We start from the raw sequence: 21973 nt of genomic DNA, 5'->3' as shown, positions 1-21973 counted from the left end.
TCATCAATTTAAACTCAGTTCATTAATAGTGCCGGCAGTCACCTGAGATGTTCTAAAAGATCGCCGCAGGCTTATCCAAATCAGTTTTCGCGATAAATGAAATTCAAGTAATTCAAAATCGATGTGGTATCATCAAAGGAGGTACGCAGTGCGATGTAACCATCGGGACGAATCAACACGAGTTCTTCACTTGCTACATCATAAATTCTATAGGCATTCCCTGCTGTGTCTATTATGCCTTCCGCCCCCTCCACGTTCGACGGCAGGATATAATGCACATGGAGTTCGTCGTTGGTGAAGTTCTTCAGAGAAGGATCGATGCAGTTTACAAAAGCCAAAAGCGTCCAGTGCGGACCGCGCAATAGGTCAAAGACACTTCCTGCAAACCTGGTACCTTGCAGGCCCGTAGCATTAGGAGCACGATCTCCAGGAAATGAACGGTTAGCATTTGTTCGAGCAGACGGACGGGTAAGCGAACTTGACCGATAGGAAATGAGAAGCCCACTCGTCAGATCGTCGGATATGGTGCTCAAAGATTGGGACAACGTTCCACCTTCAGTCGCCGTTCCTACAACCTTTCCCATCTTTTTCGTGCTGTCCTCGAGCACGGCTTGAGCCACAGGGCGGCGCTCCTCATCGTACGTGTCGAGCAAGGCGATGTCCGCTCCGCGTATGACGGCCGCCAGCTTCCAGCCGAGGTTGTAGGCGTCCTGTATCCCCGTATTCATGCCTTGACCGCCAGCTGGCGAATGAACATGAGCAGCATCGCCGGCAAGGAAAACCCGTCTGTTGCGGTAACATTCAACCATACGGACGTTGACCCGGTAGATGGACAGCCAGGAAGCATCCGTGAGCCGAACACGTCCGGCCCCGGCGCGACGGTCAAACATGGCTTGATACGCCCCTAGCGACGGCTGTTCTGGTTCTTCGATGTCTGCCGGAATTGTAGCCTGCAGTTGCCAAATATCGGATTTCGGCAGCGGTGTCACCCCGACCATCCCCTCCGAAGATGTCCAGATATGGATATGGTCACGATCCAACCCTTCCAATCGTACATCGCCAAGATACCATCGCTCATCATCGTGTGTTTCTCCAACCAGCGGCAACTGAATAAACTTGCGGATATTGCTTTTGCCCCCGTCAGCGCCGACCACATAACGAGCGCGAATTTGCTCTTCTCCTTGCGGTGTATTCACGGTTACCGTCACACCATCCAAATTCTGTTCAAGCCCTACAGCTTCCACGCCCAACTCGACTTGACCGCCAAGCGCCGCATAGCGGTCGCGCAATGCTTTTTCCACATCATACTGAGCAATCCAGACCGGATCACGATAGGGTGTCTCCAGTTCGATGCTGGCTGCAACGGTAATAGCCGGCTTGTCCACACTCCTGCCATCTGCGTTATAATAACGTACAGGCAAATCCACGACCCCTGTGTCCATAATGTAACGAACGGCCCCCAAATCATCGGCGACCTCAAGCGAGCGGGGCTGGATTGCTTTGGCGCGAGACGCTACGTTATATAAGGCGTTTCGTTCAATAATACGATGGTCGACGTTTCGACGGGCAAGGTCGCAGGCAAGTGTAAGCCCTGTTGGTCCGGCCCCGACAATGAGAACATCAACAAAAGACTGCACGGTTTTCATGGATAAAATCCTCCTTGATCATTGATTTTGATATGTTGCATTAATTACACTACACCGTGCAGTATAATTTGTAAAGTGGAACTCATTTTTGATAGTATACCTGTAGGGGGGAAACGTAAGCATGGATAATACGGAAAACAAAAAAATCCGCAAAGGCTCTTCAGACAAACGAGCTAAAATTATTGCAGCGGCACGAGATCTGTTTCTTTCAGATGGGTTTGATCGCTCCAGCGTCGATGCGGTCGCAGCTAGAGCGGGGGTTTCCAAAAGGACCGTTTATGATTATTATGGCGACAAACAGAACTTGCTGCTTGCTGTTGTGGAAGAAACCAGTCAGGCGGTTCTGGACATGATCAAGCAAGGGATATCAGACTACCTGTGGGAATTCGAGGATCTGGAGCAGGCGCTCATCTTATTCTGCGAACAATTCGTAGCTTCTGCGAACGGTTCGTCCGATTACAGCGCTCTGATCCGTCTGGTTACAATGGAAGCCGCCAACCTGCCAGCCTCGTTTTTAGAAAAGCTGGATAACGCAACGGAAGAGGGGATTATCAGGAGGCTTACCGAGTTTGGACAAAACGGACTGCTCGATGTGCCAGATCCTGTAATGGCTACAAAGCACTTCGCCGCCTTAACGTTTTTATTGGTATTTGATCAACCGATAAAAGCAGGGGATTTGGAGAAGGAACAAACCAAACGTATCATCACTGAAGGCGTACGCGTATTTCTTTGCGCTTATGGAAAACGCACCGTTCAAAACGAAAATCAACCATCATACTGATTGCGATTTTGCTTAACGATAAAAGACTAGTGGGGCCACCAATTTAACGTAAATATACGCTAAGGTTGTGTAGGCACTTCAAAACTGATTTCCAAGTAAATGACCGTTAATGTTCAGAAAATGTTGGCGGATGCAATATAAAAACAGAGCGAAGTCACATTGGGAGGGATCGCTCTGTTTTTTATACCCGATAGCATGGGGTGATACAGATCTCGCCTGTCGCCGGCGTGTCTGCTGTGGCCCCTGCAGCTGTAATTTGTATGGAGTTAAAGGTCAATTTGTCAGCTTTCTCAAAATGCTTGCAGATAGCCGCCCCACCAAAATGCAGATAAACCCTTACGTAAAAAGGTTTTTTTATTTTTGTTTCTCTCTGTACGTTTCGGTTTTTGCGTTCGTAACATTTTTGGCTTGTGTCCTCACTTCTTGAAAAATTGATTTTTTTAGTCGTGGCCACACATTGGGTCACACTAAGATATTTTTTGGCGGCGTTGCGGCTTTTTCGGAAGCGAGCATGCTCCGTTCAGGCCATTATGTTTCCTTAAAGCAAAGCAACCGCCCTGTCCTCTGTCGAAGGCAGGGCGGTTCAATTTGTTCTGCTCCGAATACTCCGCGTAAAAGGCGGTCAGAAGCTTGAAGGCGAATTATTGAATCGTCGTTGACGATTCAGAACTGGAATCGAACAAGCTGCTCGAATGCGTTTCTTTATGCGTCTTAAACCCGAATTATATAAAGGAATATTTCAAACTGACGGAACCTATAGAAGGATTCGATATTCCATAACATGAAGAAAAGCCACTTCTATCTAACGAGACTCGAATAGTACTGTGTCCGAGTTTAGTGGAAGGCGCATTGATAGTGGCACCAGATATGATCGAAATGCTGGCATGCTTAGCCTTGATTCACCGTAGAAGGCCAAATGTCCACATTTGTATATGGAATGTAAACACGTGTATATGCAATGTAAACACATGTATATCGATGCTTCTTTGCCCTCTACTTATAATGAAGTTGCCGCAGCAAATAGCATGGAAGGTCATGCGGGTTGCTTGTGGTAAATCGTGCAAATTACAACGGGAGGGATATTCGTGGGTTTACGGCAGAGGGTTATTTTTTTAGCCATATTTGTTACCGCTTTCATAATGGTGACCACCCCAACGGAGAGGTCCAATGCCGCAACAGGGAATATGGCTCTAGGGAAGACGGCTTATTCGTCCTCGAACGAAGTGGATTTTTTCGGACCTGAAAAAGCGGTCGATGGGGGCACCGAACATGCAAGCCGCTGGTCTTCGGAAAGAACGGACGATCAGTGGTTTTACGTTGATCTGGGCGAGGCTGTAGAAATCGGAAGAGTCATCATCAACTGGCAGACTCCGGCGGAGCAATATCAAATTCTCGTATCCGACGATGCGGTATCCTGGCGGAACGTATTCGCGGACAACCGCGTGCTCGTCGCGTCCGGGCCGGGTGAAGATACGATCGATTTCGAGCCGACAGTGGCGCAATACGTCAAGTTTCAAGGGGAGACGCGGCGTCCTATTGAAGGCGTTTATTACGGATACTCCTTCTGGGAATTCGAGGTATACAAAGGCAGACCGCAACTGCAGCCAATCATGGACGCGGTGAAAAACAGCATCGTCGTCTCCGAAGGGGATCCCCTGCTGAATCTGCCCGCTGTACCGGAAGGTTATACGCTGACGCTGGTGAACACGGACAGCTTGCCGGTGATCGACGTACAGGGCAATATTCATGCGCCGCTTGTCGATACTCAGGTTCAGCTGCTGCTGCAAATCGAGAGCGACAGTGATCCGACATATCTCTTAAAGGATAATGCGCTAGTCATTGTACCCGGTCTCTATGAGCAGACGAGCGAGAGGAACCCGGAGCCGCGCGTCATTCCTTCTTTGCGCGAGTGGCTGGGCGCGACCGGCGAGTTCCGCTTGTCGGACAAATCCAAAATCGTCATTCGCGCAGATGATGAAGCGGCTCTGCGGGGGACGGCTGACATTTTGCAGCAGGACTTATTGGATTTAACGAAGTTGTCACTGACAGTTGAGGTTGGTTCTCCTCAAGAGGGAGATATCTATTTGATGCTGGATGCCATGCAAGCGGGATTGGGGAAAGAGGGATATGAGCTGACTATCGGCGAGTATGCTTCTGTTGCTGCGTCCGAGCAGACGGGAGTCATGTTCGGCACGAGAACGATCTTACAGCTTCTCGGCCACGCTGCCGATCATAAGGCGATGCCTAAGGGGCAATCGCGCGATTATCCGAAATACCCAGATCGGGGCTTTATGCTCGATGTGGGCCGCAAGTTTTATACGATCGAGTTTTTGCAGGACTATGTCAAGCTAATGTCCTACTATAAGATGAACCGGTTCCAGATTCACCTGAACGATGATGTCGGCGATGTCGGTTACTTCCGTCTGGAGAGCGAGAAATTTCCGGGAGTGACGAGCAAGGACGGCTATTATACAAAACAGCAATTCAGAGACCTGCAGCTGCTTGGGATGGAATACGGCGTAAACGTCGTGCCGGAAATTGATACGCCAGGCCACTCCGGCGCGTTCATCGCCTACGATTCTCAATTGGGCAGCAACAATCAGCTGGATATCAATCGTCCAGAAACGCTCGACTTCATTAAAGCACTCTTTGACGAGTATCTCGATGGCAGCAATCCGACCTTCGTCGGCCCGGATGTGCACGTCGGCACGGATGAATATTTCGGCGACGACAAGGAGGCGTTCCGCAGGTACGTGGATATGCTCCTTAACCACATTAACAGCAAAGGCAAACGCGCCCGTCTATGGGGCAGTCTGTCCGCATACGACGGCACGACGCCGGTCAGCAACAATGCGACGATGGACATCTGGTATGAGCCGTACGGAAGCGCTCAGCAGGCCGTGGAGCTCGGCTACGATATTATCAATACCAATACGAATTTGCTCTACATCGTTCCGCAGCTGTACCGCAGCTATTTGAATTACGATTTTATTTACAACGAGTGGGAGCCTAACGATTGGCTGGAAACGAAGCTTCCTTATGCGCATCCGCAGGTCAAAGGCGGCATGTTCGCGCTCTGGAACGATGTGTCCGTAGAGAAAGGCGTATCCATGGCGGACTCGCATCAGAGGATCTTGCCTTCCATGCAAGTGCTGGCGGAAAAGCTGTGGAGAGGCAACCGCATCGATCGGAACTTCGCAAGCTTCCAGGCGGATGCCGCAAGGTACGTGGACCCGCCGGGTGTTCATCAGTCACACCAGCTTCAAATCGACAATGAGCGGCATCTCGTGCTGGATTATACCTTCGACGAAGGCTTCGCGGACCGTTCGGGGAACGGCTTTGACGGCAACGCGGTGAATGCAGGCACAGAGAAGGGAATCTTCGGTCAAGCCGTGAGGCTAAACGGCGGGGCCAGCTACGTGGAAACGCCGCTTCGCACGCTTGGTTTCGGCTGGACGATGTCCATGTGGATCAAACCGGACGCTGACAACCCGCAAGGAGCTGTGCTGCTGGAATCTCCGGACGGACAGCTGAAATACAACATTGGGGGCAGCGGCAAAATCGCCATCACAAAAGAAAATTACGTCAGCGAATTCAATTATAAGCTGCCGACCGATCGCTGGACCCATGTCATGATGATCGGCGACGACACGGGGACCTCCATCTTCATTAACGGCAGTGAATATACGGCTACTCTCAAAGACGGCTCCAAGCTGGAAACATTCGTCCTGCCGGTAGCCAAAATCGGCAGCGAAACGGATGCTTTTAAAGGCTTGATTGACGAACTCATCATAAGGAACACCTACTTGGACCTGCATGGAAATCTGGCTTTGCATAAGCAAGCCGAATCCTCGCAGCCGGAATCCTCGTCCTACACGGCGGATAAAGCGGTGGACGGCAGAGGGGATACCAGATGGTCCAGCGAATGGGTGGACGATACCTGGTTCATGGTGGATCTAGGTGAAGTGAAGAACATTGATGCTGTATCAATTTTGTGGCAAACGGCTTATGGTTCGAAGTACCGCATTCTCGTGTCCGAGGACAAGGAGAACTGGACGAACGTTGTGAAAGACAGCAACGGGGAGATTAACGGAAAGCCGGGACGAGTCGTGACTACCTTCCAGAGCACGCCAGCCAGATACGTGAAGTTCGAAGGCGTGTCCAGAGCTACTATGTTCGGCTATTCCTTTGAGGAATTTGAAGTGTACGGCGAGGAATATAAGCTCGGCAATCTGCGGCCGATTATCGACCTGTTGACGGCTATCGAGGCCGACAAGCTTGTGGAGGACAATTACTCTCCTGAGGGCTGGGCACAGCTTCAGCAAGCGATTGGGCAAGCGACTGTGGTTATTCAAACCGCCCAGCTGTCCCGTCCTGAGGCAGAACAGGCGTATGCAGCGCTGAGCGTTGCGCGTGATCGTCTAACGATCGAAGACGTAATGGGTCTGATCGAGCTTAATGTAAACGGAAGTATCGCATCCAACCTTTACCTCCCGCAGAAAGGGCAGTTCGGTACGCGCATCGTCTGGAGCAGCTCGAAGCCCGACTACCTGAATGCGAATGGACAGTTGTTGAAACGTCCGTCAAGCGGGTCAGGCGACATGGAGGTCGTGCTGACCGCGACGATCAGCAAGGGAGCTGCATCCGCGGAGAAAACGTTCAAGATCAAAATCAAAGCGCTGCCTGGCTCCGGCGGCGGAGGATGGGTTCCGACTCCAGTAACTCCTGGTCCGGAAGGAGGCCAAAACGGCGGTTCGAATCCGGGAGGTGAAGATCCGGGCAATGGCAGCGAGAACGGCAGCGGCAACGGCGGGGAGACCGGCGGCTCGACAACGGTTCGGCTGAACGATATTGCGAGCCATTGGGCAGAAGCGTCCATCAAACGGGCGGTTGAGCTTGGATTCGTAGCGGGCTACACCGACAAGACGTTCAAGCCGAATAAGACGGTCACAAGAGACGAATTCGTCGTCATGCTGATCAAAGCGTTGAAGCTGCAAGGTGCGAACAGTTCGCTGGACTTCGCGGACGCAGGCTCGATTCAAACCTGGGCGAAGCCTTATATTGCGCAAGCCTTGGAATCCGGACTGATCAGCGGCTATGCGGATGGGACATTCCGACCGAAGGTTTCGATTAGTCGAGCAGAACTGGCAGCAATGGTTGTTCGCGGCTTGGGTCTGAAGACTGCAAAAGGGCATGAGCTCTCTTACGCGGACGCGGATCAAATCCCGGCTTGGGCGAAGCCGTACGTGGCAGCAGCCCAGGAGGCGGGAGTGATGAACGGTCGCAGGGACAACCGGTTCGCGCCGGCCGCCTCGGCGACGAGAGCTGAAGCAGTGACCGTTATTCTGAATATGCTTGATGCGCTTGCGGAGTTGAAGGAACAGGAGCAGAACTAATTATGCATAGAAAGAGAGCGTGAGATTAGGTGAAAACTAGACGAAGTTTGACTGCTTTGCTGCTTGTCCCGGTCATGCTGTTATCGTTAATATCGTCTGTGAATGCGGAGGAGGCGGGCAGAGAAAGCACCGGCTTTTATAATCTGGCCCAAGGGAAAACGTACACATGGTCGGAACAGCCGGAGGGCGCTTTCCCGGATGACGGGACGAAGCTGACGGACGGCAATGCCGCCGACCCCTCGCGTGACAGCGGCAACTGGGTGGGCCACCTGAGCAAGAAATCCCGTTCGGTTGTGTTTGATCTAGGCGAGCAAAAGACGGTTCAGGAGGTGAGCGCGCGTTTCCTGCACGATTGGCCGAACAACGAAACGCTTGTGCCGCTCACCGTTTCGTTCTACGCGTCGGACGATGGGGTGAGCTGGGGCGTATTATCTCATAATGCAACTCAGTTGTTATGGGGCGACCAGACCAACATCGAGACATTTGCATGGGACGGCAGCCCTGAAACTGGAGCTGTCAAGCGTGGCGATTATACCGAAGGACTCGTATACGCTCGGTATGTGAAAGTCGTGTTCTCCATGCATCCGAGGGCATGGAGCATGATTGACGAGGTGACGATTACCGGTGCGGATGGCTTGATCGCCGGAGCGCAGCCGGTACAGCCTGAGCCATACGCCCTCCTGCAGCCTGGAGATGCTACTGGCGGGATTCAAAACCTGGGCTTGCTGTATAACGGACACTACGCGGACGGCACAGGAAATTGGACGAAGGAACGGGCTATCCCTAATATCAGTTATGTGAACGAGCAGGGAGAGCCTGTCGATTGGCTGTTCGACGGCGTGCTGTATCTGGGCTTGACATCGGATAACGGCAGAGGCTTCGGAGCGACAGAAGCGGCCGGCAAAGCCAGAAAACAGGAATGGGAATGGTATTTGGATAAAACGTTTAACGCTGGCGGCGATATGAGCGCGTTGAACGAGGCGACGGTCGAGACAGGCGTTAAGCTTGGCGAGCCCGACCATAAGACGAAGGTTGTTCTGATGATTCCAGAACCGGGCGAGTATCAGTCCGACTTCGGCAGCATTGACGGCGAGGATCTGAACTTCGATGTAGGTGCGGTCGGCGATGCCGCATCGCTGGATAACAGGGCCAAAGCGATTCAGTGGTGGGTCGATGAAGTGCAAGCCAGATGGACGGCTGGGGGCTACTCGAACCTGGAGCTCGTCGGCATGTATTGGCTGGAGGAACAAATCAGCACGCATGCAACCGGGCCGGAGATGGTCAAGAGAGCGAGCGACATCGTTCATAACGCAGGCCTGAAGCTGTTCTGGATTCCTCATTTTATGGCCTATAAGGCATTCATGTGGAAGGATGTCGGCATTGATGCCGTATCTCTGCAGCCGAACTATTTCTTCGAGAAACTGGACCCTTCGCGTCTGGAGGATACAGCGGATATGGCGAAGCGGTACGGCATGTCGCTGGAGCTGGAATTCGACGACCGGATGATCAACGACGCCGTCTTCCGCGAGCGGTTCATCGAGTACTTGAACAGCGGCGTGGATACCGGTCTGATGCAGCATGGATATAAAGCTTACTATCAAGGCAACAACGCTGTATACAACGCGGCGAAAAGCACAGACCCTGCTACCCGCGTGCTTTACGATTGGCTATACCAATTCTCTAAAGGCACTTATCAGAAGCAAGACGCTGCCCCGCCCGATGTTGTAGCGCTCATGAACGGGCAGCCGATCTCGGAGCATACGATCGTGCCTGATACGACACAGGCCGCCTTCACCTGGACCATTCCGGGAGATGACGGGAGCGGGATTGTTAAAGTTACGGCCAAGTATGACGGCAAGCATTATACGGAAGGAACTGTTGTAGATCTGACGGGTAAGCCGGGTAAGCATGTGCTGGAGCTGACCGTGGCGGCTGCCAAATCCAAGTCGGTTAAATTCGTAATAGAAGCTCGTTTGGGCGCTGAAGGCCTATTGGCTCTTGTTGATAAGTACGCGGACAACAAGCAGCTTAGCAATGCCGATTCGGTACGCGCTATGCGCAACGCCTTGATCATGATGGAGCGTACGCAAGAGAGCGACCCTGAGCAAGCCAGGGACTATTTGCTGGCATTCAATGCGAAGCTGGAAGGAGCTAAAGGCCTTGAGTTTGTAACGGAAGGCGCTTATACGGCGCTGAAGGAAGGTGTGTATTACGAGGCTGGCAGCATCGCACAAGATAAAGAAGCAGAGGCATCCTCGACGGAGGCCGCAGGTCTGGAGCCTGCGAAGGCGTTGGACGGCGCACCGGCCACGCGTTGGGCGAGCGAAGTGCGCGATACGGCTTGGTTCCAGGTTGATCTGGACAGCCAGCAAACCTTCGATACGATTCGAATCGATTGGGAATATGCGCGTGCGGACCAATACCGTCTGAGCGTCTCGGATGATAAGCAGACGTGGGAGCCCTTGAAAGTCGGCAACAATGGCGTGGTTAAAGCTGCCGACGGCAAGAACACCCTGGTATTCCCGGCAACAACGGCAAGATACATCAAGTTTGAGGGATTGAATCGGGCAACGTTTTACGGTTATTCCTTCTATGAATTCGGCGTGTACGATCTTGCCCCGCAGCAAGAGCTAAAGATGTTGGACGGCATACAAGCCGCTGTGGACACTTCCACGAAGAAAGTCACGATTGACGGTCTGGTCATGAACGGCAAGAAAGAACATTTGTATGTGAAAGTGCTTGACCCGAAAGGCAACATTCAATATACCGGTCAGACGGGCACTGAGGATGACGGAAGCTTCCGCATCACCTTTACGTTGACCGGAGAAGAGCAAGGACTGTATGCGGTCGAGCTGGAAACAGATGACATGATGACTCCCGAGCTGGTAACCTTCGAATACCGCAAGCTGCCTACGACTGGTGGAGGCAATGGAAGCGGCGGTGGTGGCAACGGCGGAGGCGGCGGTGGTGGCAACGGTGGTGGCAGCGGTGGAGGCGGTCAGGCGCAAGATCCGTATACGTTGCAGGCGGACGGTTCAGTCAAAGCCGTGCTTGTCCCGACGATGAACGGTCAGCAGGCTGACGCTACGGTCGGGGTGTCGGATCTAAATGCCGCCATTCAGAGGGCAGTGGCCGACAGCAAAGGTAATAAACATGTTCATGTTGAATTGAAGTCATCGAACGCGGCTGGGAGCTATGCTTTGGAGCTTCCGGCGGCTAATCTGACGAACCAGTCTAATCTGATTTTGCATATCTCCACGCCGTACGCTCAGCTTGTTTTGACTGGTGACATGCTGGCAGGAGTCAAGAAGAATGCTGGAAAGCTGCTCGTAATCGTAAGCGATGATGCGGGCGAGTATCGCAGTAACGAAGCGGCCGGGCGGATCGGCAACAGGCCTATCGTAGAAGTTGCATTGCAACTGGACGGTGAAGCTCTGTCTTGGAAAAATGCGAAGGCACCGATTTCGATTGCCATTCCGTATTCGCTTCAAGCGGGAGAGCAAGCTGTTGATTTGCAAGCTTTCGAGCTGATGGGCGACAGCGCGGCGGCAATGAATGACGCGTCTTATGACAAAGACAAGGATATGCTGCGATTCTCCATCGACCATATCGGCGTCTATGCTATCGGCGGCAAGAATCCGGCTGCATTTACCGACCTTGGCAAGCATGAATGGGCGCGCGAGGCGATCGAGAAGCTGGCCGAAAGAGGCATCGTCAAAGGCACCTCGATCGAAAAGGGCACTTTCAGCCCCGCAAATCAGGTAACGCGAGCTGATTTTATCTTGATGCTGGTGAACATGCTTGACCTGCGTGCCGAAATCGCCTCGACGTTCGCCGATGTGAAGCCGAATGATTATTACCACGATGCGGTGTCCATCGCCAAGCAATTGGGAATCGCTTCAGGAGTGAATGAAGTTAACTTCGCTCCTCGTGATTCAATCAGCCGCCAGGATGCTATGGTTATGCTGACCCGAGCGTTGCAAACGACGGGGGCCATAAAGCCGTCCGCATCCGGTGGGGCGCTTGAGGGCTTCCGTGATGCGAGCCAGATTGCGCCATATGCTGCGGACAGCGTGGCAACGATGTTCGAGTATGGGCTGGTTACGGGCTTTAATGGCTATATGAAGCCGAAGAGTACAACCAGCAGGGCTGAAGCGGCGACGTTCTTGTATCGCGTTCTTCAATTAATCGAGGGGCAGCAGCAGTAGTAGACGCGGAACAATTGATCTAAGCACATTCCGATTAGCGCGGCAACGCGCCCGGGGTGTGCTTTTTCGACGATACAGAATAAAACTCCGTAAATGGACGGATGAACCGGTAAGCACAATTGACCGTACCAGGATGAACTAAGCAAGAAAGCAATCCAATCTATGTTTTCATTTACACCTCAGAAAATTGCAATGTTAGTCAAGAGCAAACCAGATGATGAGAATAAACAACTCCAAAAATCGGTTGATCTATATGTTAAAAAATTGAATTTTTAAAACCCGTTGATGATCAATTCCAACGGGTTTTTATTTTTAATAAACGATAATGGAAGAAATCTAAGAGGGAAAAGGGCAGTTACACGGCAAAAGGTACAAGTTCTTGTGTCCTCCGACACTTGAAAAGCTACTTGTAGGAGAGAATGCCAGGCTGGCCATAATCATGTCTAATGACACAAAAGTGACCACATTGTTGGTATTTGACACAAATAAGACTACATTATAGGTGATATATTCAAAAGCGCATGCTTATTGAATCCTGGCCTGTTATGTACGTCATTCTGGAAACTCAACTCATCAAACATCATTTCTAGGTTGTGCTTTTGACGACCTTTAAGGTGTCGGGAGTAAAGAACATTGCCCCATTGAAATCGCTCATTATTAAGGGGATCTCGAGGGTGCTTCTTCATTTTTAAAGGATAGCTGAATATTGTTGCCAACTCAAAAACACCTCCAAGGTTGTCTCCATATCTTAGGACATGGCTGCATTCTCTTGAAGGTGTTTTAACAATTCCTTTTGACATAGATTATGTTTAATTTGTTGGTATTACTTCACCACCATTACTGGACACTGGGCTCTCTTGACTACTTTATGGCTGACACTTCCTAAAACAAATTCTTGAAATGAATTAAGGCCACGACTTCCTATAATGATCAGATCAACATTTTTCTTTTTCGAGTAATCAACAATGGTGGGACCAGGGTCTCCAATAACTATTGTGATTTGATGATTCACGTTTTTGTTTCCTAGTTCCTCTGTAACCGGTAATAATTTCTGCTTTCGTTTGAACTCAATTTCTTCGTGGTTTTGTGAATGAAGTACCTCTTCTTTTATTTTAGTTGGATCTACAGCGAAGAAAACTTCTACTGTTGCACCTTCAATAAGAGATGCGATTCTAGCAGCTTCAGTTGCAGCCCGAACAGAGTTTTTAGAACCGTCTGCAGCAAGTAAAATATGTTGATACATAGATATCACTCCTGTTCTAATGTGATTTTAATTGCGCGTTAGAATCATGATACACAGCTAATCTATTTACAATTTTTTCACTTGATGCATTGAGCCCTCTAACGATGACATGGTTATGATTGGCACGGTATTTAATCACAACTTTATCTACGGCACCGACTCCTGAGTCATCCCAAATGTGTGCATTCGAAAAGTCTAGAACGATGTCTTTGTTTTTCACGTTATAATCAAATGCGTTGACGAATCCTTCAACAGATGCAAAAAAGAGTTGGCCTGAGATCTTAAAAGTTGTTTTATGCCCCTTGTTATCGCTCGTAACACTTACTTTTGATATTTTAGAGGCGAAGAATATGGCACTCAGGATGATTCCCAAGAGAACCCCAATTGCAAGGTTATCGGTAACAACGACAACAATGACCGTAGCCAGCATGACAAAAGCATCACTTTTAGGGGCTTTTCTTAAATAGGTGAATGATGACCAATCAAAGGTTCCAATGGATACCATGATCATAATCCCAGCCAATACAGGCATTGGAATTTGTACCACAACTCCACCTAGAACAATAATCAGAAACATCAGAAACACACCAGCTACAAATGTCGACAATCTAGTACGTCCGCCCGATTTCACATTGATGACTGACTGTCCGATCATCGCGCAACCAGCCATTCCACCGAAGAAACCGGTAATGATGTTTGCAATGCCTTGTCCACGAGCTTCCTTATTTTTATTACTGTCTGTTTCGGTCATATCATCTACAATCGAAGAGGTTAGAAGAGATTCAACCAAACCCACAACGGCTAGGGAAATCGAGTAAGGGAAGATGATTTGTAACGTTTCAAGATTAAATGGGATGTTAGGGATTAGAAAAGAGGGTAAGGATTGATTGATGACTCCCAATTCACCGACAGTTCCCAAATCTAGATTGCCCCATATAGCTGTGGCAGTGAGCACAACAATAGCGATAAGAGGTGCTGGAATTGCTTTGAAGAAACGGGGTAATACATATACAATAATGAGAGTAACGGCAACGAAAATATAGGTTAGCGTTGAAATTCCTGCAAAATGCGGTACCTGAGCCATGAATATCAGAATAGCAAGAGCATTAACAAAGCCAATCATGACAGCTCTCGGTATGAATTTCATGAGTTTACCGATTTTGAATATTCCAAACAGCAATTGAATTATACCAGTGAGCACAGTTGCAGCCAATAAATACTGCACGCCATGTTCTTTTACTAGCGGAACCATAAGTAAGGCCATGGCTCCGGTAGCAGCGGAAATCATCCCTGGCCGACCACCTATAAAGGATATAATTACAGCAATACAAAACGAAGCATATAGTCCTACCATTGGATCAACACCAGCAATAATTGAAAATGCAATCGCTTCTGGAATAAGAGCCAAAGCAACCACGATACCAGCTAAGATGTCGCTTCTGGGGTTAGAAAACCATTCTTGTTTAATCCGTTCAATCACTTGTACTTCCACTCCTTATAATTTGCTATGACTTTTGCTTTTTAAAGTCATGACCGCTTCAAGTACATTGATATTATCACGGATCGTTCCGAAATGGAACCTTTTTGGTCCTTTGTTTGTGTTATAATTTTATAAAGTCATACGTGGTTAGGAGTTTTAATATGATATTTGGTTACATGAGACCCTCTCAGGATGATCCACATTGTCAAAATCAACTTGAAATTTTAAAAAGAAAGTCCTGCGATCACTTATTTAAAGAAGAGCACTCATCCGCAAAAAAGAGAATTCAATTAGAATCGATGTTGGATAGGCTTATGCCTGGAGATACAATCGTTGTAACCAGACTATTTTCGCTTGCTGACTCGACGAGGCATCTTAGTGAATTACTGGATCAATTTCAAAATCGACAGGTCCATTTGTATTCATTGAATGAAAATTTAAACACCCGAGAAGATTCTGGCCGTTTATTCCATAAACATGTGGAAACTATCCTGGAATTTCAAGGGGATATAATTAGTGAAAGCACCAAAAAAGGGTTAGATGAGGCTAAGGAAAAAGGTACGAAGTTAGGACGTCCTCGTAAGCTTGATGAGAACGTGATGAAGGCGATCCAAATGTATGAAAGCAATAAATATACGCTTGCACAAATACGTGAAGAAACCGGGATTAGTAAAACAACCTTGTATCGATACCTCGAAAATTAAATGTAACAACAGGGACTGTTTAATTACCTGGGGGTAGGTGTATTAGGTGGGGCATGTGAGACGAGGTTGGGTTTGAAAGTAAAATGAACACGAACTGAACGTAAGTTGACTTTGCTTTCCCGTTTAACCTTAGTACTTTTGGTGATTTGGATTCATCTTTGGAATGGCGACTCATTATTCCTGAGACAACAAGGAGAGTCACTCGTAACTTTCTTATGGAGAGCATGTGTCAGAGAATCTGTACAAATGTCACAAATGTGATGGTGATGTTAAGCAAGATCAGCTCAATGCGGAATATATGAGACCTGTGTTGGAGAAATAGCATCCTTTGGGGTGCTTTTTCTTTTACTCCCAGAAGACAAAATGTAAGCTGGTTTAAGGCTTGTTTCATTGTTTGTCATAGACAAACTACCATCTCCTGTCAAATTTGACTGTACAAAGGAGAAGAAATGCAGTCCAGTTCACAAGCTAAGGTCTTTACGAGAGCAAAATATCCGTACGTAATTATGTAATAGGCGATACAATAGGACATTAATAAGAAAATGGCACCCAAAGGGTGCCGCTTGAACGTGTTATGGTTTTAATAACTGTTATATTTTATATGGGGGGATTATGTCTTTCACACCGTCGAAGACGCTGAGTTTAAGGCTCAATTACTCAATACCGCCAGATCAAGCTGGCGTACGCGTTCTGGATCGGAGATCAGGTCGACCTCGGCAATCTTCCCGTGACTCATTGTCAATTTGAGTACATAGAGCAATCTTCCTTGAGGGGCCGCAATGATTCCTACGGTTCCATTTACCAAGGCTAGTTGGGCTGCTTTCTGTGCACGCCCTGATACTTGTTTTGCTAAAGCGATCGCTCCTCGCGTTACTCTTGAAGATTCAGTTTGACGATCGTCTCGAAGTATAACGTCCGGATCAAGCACAGCTATTAGCGTATCGAAATCGCCTGCATGCGCTGCAGCAAGAAAAGCTTGAACAACTTTGCGTTGATGAGCAATGTCGACTTCCGATGCTTTCACCCCTCGAACCCGGTGACGTGCCCTGCTCGCAAGCTGCCTTGTCGCGGCTTCCGATTTTCCTACAATAGGAGCAATTTCATTAAAAGGCATGGCGAAAACATCGTGCAGCACGAACGTAATGCGTTCCGCAGGTTTCAAATTATCGAGCACGACTAATAGTGCAATACCGATAGAATCAGCTAATATGGCCTCTTGTTCAGGGTCGATTATATTTTCTTGGCTGTTGAAAGAATCGGGCAAATGAGCTTCGATCGATTCTTCGCGCCTTGATTTACGCAATCGTAACATATCGAGACATACACGCGAAACAACGGTGGTCAACCATCCCCCCAAGTTCTCAATGCCTTTTGCATCCACACGACTAAGACGCAACCAAGACTCCTGTACCGCGTCTTCCGCCTCGCTTAATGATCCAAGCATTCGATAAGCAACAACCTGAAGGTTCTTCCGATGCGTTTCGAATGTATTTGCCAACCAATCCTGTTCGCTCATCCTTCAAACTCCCTCGTACAAAAATAATAAACCACTATAAGTACTGACGAATGTAAGCTGAACAATGTGACAAGACGTCGCATTCAACTGATTTTTACATTTCTCATGAAATATTGTCACACATCCCAAGGTCTGATCCGTCAACATATTGGAGAGCCAAAACCGGTTCTAATCTTAATTAAAGGAGTTTTTCATTTGAAATCAAGAATAGATAGTCCTGCTACGATCGTACCCGATGCGACTCAAGCCTTACAAGCCCTTGGCAAAGCCCTATTTGCTTCCGCAGAGCAAGCAGGTATTCCCAAGCGCACGCTTTTTCTCGCATATCTTCGGGCAAGCCAAATTAATGGGGATAGTGTATGCGTCGACCTTCATTCGCGTAATGCATTGGCGACAGGTGAATCTGCAGAGCGACTTTTGGCCGTGTCGGCATGGCGTGAGACGCAATACTTCAATGACTCCGAGCGTTCTACACTTGCGCTCAGTGAAGCGGTTACCCGACTCAATGACCGAGTGGACCCAGTGCCGGATGAGATCTTTAACGAGGCAGCCCGACACTTCGATGTCCAGGCATTGGCCACGCTGATCGCCGGGATCTCTACGGCCAATCTCTGGAATAGACTAAACGTCTCTACAAGGCAGATCGTAACAGTTTCCGAGAGCAAATAATGAGGAGGGTATTGCCATCATGGCAACAGTTCTGTATATTACGGCAAATCCACACGATCATGAAAAATCATACAGCATGTTAGTAGGTAATGAGTTTGTACAGGCTTACCGATCTGCCAATTTGAATGATGAGGTAATTCATCTTGATCTATATAAAATGGATATACCACAACTGGATACTGATGTTTTTAACGGATGGGACAAACTGAAGGCGGGCACTACATTTGAAAAATTGACCGAAGCAGAGAAAACGAAGCTGAGCCGAATCAATGAATTGGTTGATCAATTTGTTGCTGCAGATAAATATATATTTGTTACTCCAGTTTGGAATTATTCGTATCCACCCGTTATGAAGTCATACATTGATTCCATTTGTATAGCAGGCAAGACTTTCAAATATTTACCGGATATCGGCAGGATCGGCTTGTTGAGTGATAAAAAAGCCGTCCATATCCAAGCTAGCGGTAGCTTCTTGTCACCAGGCTCAGATGATGCAGACCTAGAAATGGGTCATCGCCACCTGAAAGTCATTATGGATTTCGTTGGGATTCCTAGCTTTGAGGGGATTTTTGTTGAGGGAATGGCTGCAAAAATCGATCAGGAACCTGAGATCAAAGTAAAGGCGATACAACAAGCGTGCGAAATCGCCTTAAAATTCTAAGTTTGCCTTTAATTATCTCATAAAGCAGACAGCAGGAATGATACATTCTCATCGATAGACAGTATATCTTACCTTTGAGGAAATCGAACTCTTATCCACAAGAAGAGTTCATACTAAAGGAACGAGTTACGACAAATAATACACGGATAGATCAAAGGGGTATTTTACCTTCCGAAAAACACGACATTCGTGAGTATAAAGAGTGGCAACCCATGGTCAATTTGGCTCCTACGGAATACAAAAAGGGAGACAGCGCGCCTATGGTTACCGGACAGGAACAGCTTCAGCAGGTTGTTCAGGCACTGAAAGAATGGATGAAATCAGTACAAAAATAAAAAAAGGACCGTAAGTGTTCATCTTCCATCGATGAATGCTTTCGGTCCTTTTATATTTATCCTGTACCTTTATGCCCTGGCAGCATCCGCCAATCACCGGCCCCCTTGGTCCCAGCAATACTGTTCCTAACCAGGAACCGATAAAACCCGCAATAATGTTCCCAAGTACACCGCTCGGTACGTCCCGCTCCAACAAGTTGCCGCTTAACCAGTCAATAAGTCCACCAACAATGAGTACCCAGAGCAGATCCATGGATTGTCAGTGGAATATACCTCATCTTCCAGTTGGTAGAGGAATCTAAAGTGTCTGTGCTAAGATGAGGGTAAATGATGATTCAAGCTGGTGAACAAGGCTAGAAGGGGTGCACATTGAAGAAAATACTTGTCATTGACGATGAAGCCGCAATCAGGGATTTAATTGAGCTCGTACTGAGAAGAGAAAACTACGTCGTTCAAACGGCTGAAAACGGAAAAATAGCCCTGCAGCTGCTGGATGCTTTTGGGCCGGACCTGGTGGTGCTTGACTTGATGCTGCCTGACTGCTCCGGATATGACCTGTGCAAGGAAATCACCGGGAAACGTGCCGTTCCAGTGATCATGCTCTCTGCCAAAAATGAGGTAATCGACAAGGTATTGGGACTAGAGCTAGGGGCGGAAGATTACATGACCAAACCCTTTGACAATCGTGAATTGCTCGCTCGGATCAAGGTGATTCTGAGAAGAAACGAGAGCAAGGAGGAATCAATTGAAGGAACAGAAGTGAAATCTACACGCATCATTCATGAAGAGCTGACATTTGATCTGGAAAGCCGAAGGGTGCTGAAAAACGGTGTACCCGTGTCTTTAACGGCCAAAGAGTTTAAGATTCTGGAAACGTTACTCAAAAGGCCAGACAAAATCTTTACACGGGATGAGCTGCTGCAGATCGGATGGGGATATGACTTTATGGGAGACAGTCGCAGTGTGGATATGACCATCATGCGATTACGGAAGAAGCTGGAGGATAACGCGGACGAACCGAAGTATGTCAGGACGATCTATGGATTTGGCTATCAACTTGGAGGTGACGAGGCCTGAAATACGCAACCCGGTTACTGCTGAATTATTTATTTTTCTCCGTGCTGTCCTTTGGCATCATCATTATTGCGGTGAATAAAGCCATCGATTACTACAGCTTCATTACCATTGAAAAACAGATGATGGAGAAGGCGGATCTGTCCGAGTTGTCCTTCCGTGAGGTGTTGGCACAGCATAGATCATCGACAGGAGAACCGCAGACAGAAGAAATCGTCAGACTTGCTCTGGAGAAGCTGAAAGCTTCAGGCAAGGAAGTACGTATCTATGATAGCTCCAAGCAGTTGCTGGGCTTGGCTGTGGATGGCATCATCATTAATGATGGCAAACCTCTTATTTTTGAAAAGAATATTGAGAAAGCTCTGAGCGGCAGTTATGCCTACACCGTAACGGAAGATCATCTGCTTTATTTTTCTACCCCCATTCAGGATCAATACTACCAAAACGCTTATGTGTATGAGTTCGTGGAGGACATTTCCTACTTCTATGCGATTATGGATCAAATCCGTTATATCCTGTTTGCGGGTGCAGGTGGATTTATTGTACTGATTACGTTATCCAGTCTGTGGATTGCCCGCAACACAACCAAGCCGATTAAGCTGTTGCTTGGCGCTGCGCAAAGTTTCTCTAGACAGGAGTTTCGGAGAGTTCATCTAAACCGGAAGGATGAGCTGGGCATGCTGGCAGATGGGCTGGATTCCATGGGGCGGCAGCTTCATGATTATATTCAGTACCAGAAACAATTTGTCTCCAACGTATCTCACGAGTTAAAAACACCCTTGGCAGCCATTCGTGGTTTCTCTCAATACTTGGTTGAAGGGGAGAACGAGAACAAGGAGCTGCAAAAAATTTATGCTCATCTGCTGCAGGAATCGGATCGGCTGACGCGTTTGATTAATGAACTGTTGTTGCTATCCCGATTCGACAAAGCTGGTTCTAACGAACTGGAATCCAAGAAGACGGAAATGAACGAACTGATTCAGGAAGTCGCAACGAGTATGGGTGCCAAGGCCAAAGATAAAGGAATCGAGATTCTGTTCAGGGAGGCGGAAGCGGAGGATAAGCTTCTGACGAGAGTCCACGCCAACGTGAATCCAATGCTAATGTCCCATGCAATCGCCAACCTTGTGGACAATGCCATCAAATATTCAGGCAGTCCATCGCTAATCGAATTGAAGCTTACACATACGCCAAGCGAGGTCGTTATACGGATACGTGATCAAGGTATCGGTATCGCGGGCGATGAGCTGGAGAGAGTGCAGGAACGCTTTTACCGGGCGAAAAATGCAAGCACAGCGAACGGTTCAGGTCTTGGGCTTTCTATTTGTAAAGAGATTGTAGAGCGGTTTAATGGATATATCGACATGGAAAGTCAAATCGGGGAAGGAACGACCGTTACGATTGTGTTACCCCGTGCGTAAACACGCGCGTAAATAGTTAACGTTACAAGATTGATACAATTCTGTTATGAGACTAACAAATGCTTTTTTTATAATCACTTCATAAGAAGAAACCACACATTTATGGAGGGATCATGATGAAATTAATAAACAAAGCTACAGCTGCTATCCTGCTGAGTATTTTACTAACGATGGCACTGACGGGCTGTCAGTCCAATGGTGCCAAGTCGCCAGAAGCAGCACAGAACTCGGCTGAAAAAAATACGCCCGACGAACAGGCCAAAGGCGAAGGAGCATCAAATTCTACTGCGCCCTCTTCAGAAAATTCGGAAGGACAGCGTGCTGAAGCTATTAAGGAAGGTTCGATCGAGAAGGAAGGCAATGTGGTGCTGAAGGAGCTTGCTTTTGTCTATAATGAGCACACCATTGCGATTTCGGATACAGCGAATGAAGATCAGATGGAACAGATGCTGGGCAAACCGGATAACCTGAAATCTCATACGTACCGTGCCGGCGATGGAACAAACATGGATACGTTAATCGGTTTTACAGAAAAGGTGTATATGTATCCTGGTCTGGAGATTAAAACAATCAGTATACCGGAGGGGAAACAAGACTCCATCTTTCATATCGAAATTACAGATCCTAAGTACGCGACAGTGCGAAACATTAAAGCAGGAGATAGCCTGGATACACTCAAAAACGCCTACCCTGAGGGGAAACTGCTTGGTGATGGAGCCCCTAATGAGGAGGATGACTTCCGTTACGAGCCATCCAATTATGTGGATGTGATGTCGTTTCATATCAAAGATGGCAAGGTGGAGAGCATTCAGATCTACAGCCTTCTGGACTAATATTTA

Annotated in this window: 14 protein-coding genes and 1 pseudogene; 9 read left to right on the top strand and 6 right to left on the bottom strand. The window is 48.2% G+C overall.

Annotated elements, in window-relative coordinates; all coding sequences use genetic code 11:
- Positions 1–80: 80 nt before the first annotated feature.
- On the bottom strand, positions 81–1646 hold the full coding sequence (locus PAEVO_RS08520) for an FAD-dependent monooxygenase (RefSeq protein ID WP_100537159.1): 1566 nt from the start codon (positions 1644–1646) through the stop codon (positions 81–83).
- Positions 1647–1767: 121 nt separating this feature from the next.
- On the opposite strand from PAEVO_RS08520, the gene PAEVO_RS08515 reads away from it, so the two are divergent.
- The 3 genes from PAEVO_RS08515 to PAEVO_RS08505 all read left to right on the top strand — a co-directional run bounded on the left by PAEVO_RS08515 (position 1768) and on the right by PAEVO_RS08505 (position 12031).
- On the top strand, positions 1768–2427 hold the full coding sequence (locus PAEVO_RS08515; RefSeq protein WP_100537158.1) for a TetR/AcrR family transcriptional regulator: 660 nt from the start codon (positions 1768–1770) through the stop codon (positions 2425–2427).
- A 1184-nt stretch (positions 2428–3611) separates the two neighbouring features.
- Positions 3612–7823, top strand: a complete 4212-nt coding sequence (locus tag PAEVO_RS08510; RefSeq protein WP_165789638.1) for a discoidin domain-containing protein — start codon at positions 3612–3614, stop codon at positions 7821–7823.
- Positions 7824–7852: 29 nt separating this feature from the next.
- Positions 7853–12031: a DUF4855 domain-containing protein gene (locus tag PAEVO_RS08505; RefSeq protein ID WP_100537156.1), complete on the top strand. Its 4179-nt coding sequence runs from the start codon at positions 7853–7855 to the stop codon at positions 12029–12031.
- A gap of 491 nt (positions 12032–12522) precedes the next feature.
- On the opposite strand, the gene PAEVO_RS08500 is transcribed toward PAEVO_RS08505, so the two are convergent.
- The 3 genes from PAEVO_RS08500 to PAEVO_RS08490 are packed head-to-tail and all read right to left on the bottom strand — an operon-like array spanning position 12523 to position 14754.
- Positions 12523–12831 (bottom strand): hypothetical protein, encoded by a 309-nt coding sequence (locus PAEVO_RS08500; RefSeq protein ID WP_133120313.1) that lies wholly within the window; start codon positions 12829–12831, stop codon positions 12523–12525.
- 23 nt (positions 12832–12854) lie between these two features.
- Positions 12855–13274 carry a universal stress protein gene (locus PAEVO_RS08495; RefSeq protein WP_100537154.1) on the bottom strand — a complete coding sequence of 140 codons (420 nt, stop codon included), beginning with the start codon at positions 13272–13274 and terminating at the stop codon, positions 12855–12857.
- A 16-nt stretch (positions 13275–13290) separates the two neighbouring features.
- On the bottom strand, positions 13291–14754 hold the full coding sequence (locus tag PAEVO_RS08490) for a SulP family inorganic anion transporter (protein ID WP_100537153.1): 1464 nt from the start codon (positions 14752–14754) through the stop codon (positions 13291–13293).
- A gap of 161 nt (positions 14755–14915) precedes the next feature.
- Here PAEVO_RS08490 and PAEVO_RS08485 point away from each other — a divergent pair, with 161 nt between their 5' ends.
- Positions 14916–15458, top strand: a complete 543-nt coding sequence (locus tag PAEVO_RS08485; RefSeq protein WP_100537152.1) for a recombinase family protein — start codon at positions 14916–14918, stop codon at positions 15456–15458.
- A 649-nt stretch (positions 15459–16107) separates the two neighbouring features.
- Here the strand turns inward: PAEVO_RS08485 and PAEVO_RS08480 are convergent.
- Entirely contained in the window at positions 16108–16974 is an 867-nt protein-coding gene (locus PAEVO_RS08480; protein WP_100537151.1) for a sigma-70 family RNA polymerase sigma factor, read from the bottom strand.
- A gap of 195 nt (positions 16975–17169) precedes the next feature.
- Here PAEVO_RS08480 and PAEVO_RS08475 point away from each other — a divergent pair, with 195 nt between their 5' ends.
- Together PAEVO_RS08475 and PAEVO_RS08470 are read left to right on the top strand one after the other, a co-directional pair.
- Positions 17170–17643: a carboxymuconolactone decarboxylase family protein gene (locus tag PAEVO_RS08475; RefSeq protein WP_100537150.1), complete on the top strand. Its 474-nt coding sequence runs from the start codon at positions 17170–17172 to the stop codon at positions 17641–17643.
- A gap of 19 nt (positions 17644–17662) precedes the next feature.
- Positions 17663–18304, top strand: coding sequence for an NAD(P)H-dependent oxidoreductase (locus PAEVO_RS08470; protein WP_100537149.1), 642 nt, complete (start codon positions 17663–17665; stop codon positions 18302–18304).
- Positions 18305–18724: 420 nt separating this feature from the next.
- Here PAEVO_RS08470 and PAEVO_RS08465 read toward each other — a convergent pair.
- Positions 18725–18892: pseudogene (locus PAEVO_RS08465) on the bottom strand (GlsB/YeaQ/YmgE family stress response membrane protein); the annotation flags it as partial.
- A gap of 116 nt (positions 18893–19008) precedes the next feature.
- Here PAEVO_RS08465 and PAEVO_RS08460 point away from each other — a divergent pair.
- The 3 genes from PAEVO_RS08460 to PAEVO_RS08450 all read left to right on the top strand — a co-directional run bounded on the left by PAEVO_RS08460 (position 19009) and on the right by PAEVO_RS08450 (position 21967).
- On the top strand, positions 19009–19716 hold the full coding sequence (locus PAEVO_RS08460) for a response regulator transcription factor (RefSeq protein WP_100537148.1): 708 nt from the start codon (positions 19009–19011) through the stop codon (positions 19714–19716).
- Positions 19717–19757: 41 nt separating this feature from the next.
- The gene (locus PAEVO_RS08455) at positions 19758–21134 is read left to right on the top strand and encodes a sensor histidine kinase (protein WP_100537147.1); all 1377 of its coding nucleotides are present in this window, start codon (positions 19758–19760) and stop codon (positions 21132–21134) included.
- A 116-nt stretch (positions 21135–21250) separates the two neighbouring features.
- On the top strand, positions 21251–21967 hold the full coding sequence (locus tag PAEVO_RS08450) for a hypothetical protein (protein WP_100537146.1): 717 nt from the start codon (positions 21251–21253) through the stop codon (positions 21965–21967).
- Positions 21968–21973: the final 6 nt, after the last annotated feature.

The sequence above is a fragment of the Paenibacillus sp. GM2FR genome, assembly GCF_002803325.1.
Classification (GTDB): domain Bacteria; phylum Bacillota; class Bacilli; order Paenibacillales; family Paenibacillaceae; genus Paenibacillus_AQ; species Paenibacillus_AQ lautus.
Note: the sequence above shows the minus strand (reverse complement) of the source record. Positions and strands in the feature narration are given on the sequence as shown.